A 1425-nucleotide genomic window follows, 5' to 3' on the forward strand; every position below is an offset into this window, starting at 1 on the left:
GTCCCAACCTGGACAAGCGCGCGCAGGACGAAGAGCACAGCGCAAAATCGCAGGAAACCAAATCCGACGAGAAGGAGAAGAAAAAGAGCCTCGTCTGCACCTATACGAACAAGTACAGGTCGCAAATGTTCAGCCGCTCCCCTGGCGAGGCGCTGAGCCGCGACGCCGAAAACGCAAAGCTCATCCGTTACTATGCGCAAAAATATGGCGTTCCGGAGGGCCTTGCGCTGTCGGTCGCCTACCAGGAATCCCGCTTCGACAGCTGTGCCGGCTCGCACACCGGCGTCAAGGGCGTGATGCAACTGACAAAGGGAACGGGCAGGCAGCTCGGCTTCGATCGCGACATCAACGAGCAGAACATCGAGGGCGGCGTCAAATATCTCGGCAAAGGCGTCGCACAATGTGGCGCCAGCAACTACAGCTGCCTCGCGAGTTTCTATAACGGCTCGAATGCCGCCGAACAGGCTGAGTGGGCGTCGGGCGTCGGCCGATGGCACGGCACCTTCGAGAATTACGTCTCCAGCGGACAGGCGCCGGCCGCGGCCCCACCGGCGATCAGCATCGTGACCTCGAGCGGACCGGGCGGCGCCGCTCAAAGCGGCGCTCTCCATTCCGTCTCCAAAGCCGCCGCCGGCCTCAACACCAGCTCCGCACAGATGACGGCCAATTCCTCGCAGATCGACGCGCTTATCGGCGGCGTCGGACAAGTTGGCGAATACAAAGGCGCCTGGGAGCTCAACTCGTCCGCCCGAAGTCTGAATGCCGGCGTCACCGGCCAATATATCAACCAAGCCTCTGACTTCACTACCCTGCTCGGTCAGTTTCTTTCGTTGAACAACGTCGGAGCCTCGCAGACCGCGCGGGCCATCACGCCACCGCAAGCTGGATCCCCAAATCCATTTTCATGCGACCCGGCCGAGCTGCAACGGCTGCGCCTCGATAGCAGCCAATGGCTGCCCTGTGCCAGCCGAAGCGCCGAGAGCGGTTCGGGAACCACGCCGTCAGTGCAGATCAACGCCGACCCGACCGGCGCGGCACGTGTGATCGAAGCAATCCAGGAATAGGAGGCTTATGTGAGAAAAATCGCTTTCGCGGCATGTGTAACACTTCTGTCCAGCGTCGCTCACGCGCAAATCGCCGTCATCGACAATGCGAATTTGAACATTGCCCGCCAGAACGCCGACAATACCAATTCGATCATGGGCTCCAACAAGGACATCCTCGAGAAGAGCAATCAAATCCTGCAAGCCCTGACCGGCAGCCGCAACGGCTCTCTCGGCATCGGCCAAATGGGCCTGGGCGCCAATATGTCGATTGCGCAAGCGCCGAGCTTCGGATCGATCCTCAATGGCGGCGCGCTGTCTTTCGGTGGGCTGTCGCCGGAAATCCAGAAGATCGCCGGAGCGGTGATCAATGGCCTGCAGC

Annotated in this window: 1 protein-coding gene and 1 pseudogene; both read left to right on the plus strand. The window is 60.9% G+C overall.

Going from position 1 to position 1425, the window contains the following annotated elements; all coding sequences use genetic code 11:
• Window positions 1–1064, plus strand: a 1064-nt coding sequence (locus EOC06_RS37260) for a transglycosylase SLT domain-containing protein (RefSeq protein WP_128310115.1), incomplete at its 5' end; no start/stop codon positions are given.
• A gap of 9 nt (window positions 1065–1073) precedes the next feature.
• Window positions 1074–1425 (plus strand): annotated as a pseudogene (locus tag EOC06_RS37265) (conjugal transfer protein); the annotation flags it as partial.

This window comes from Mesorhizobium sp. M7A.F.Ca.MR.362.00.0.0 (assembly GCF_004023175.1).
Taxonomy (GTDB): Bacteria; Pseudomonadota; Alphaproteobacteria; order Rhizobiales; family Rhizobiaceae; genus Mesorhizobium.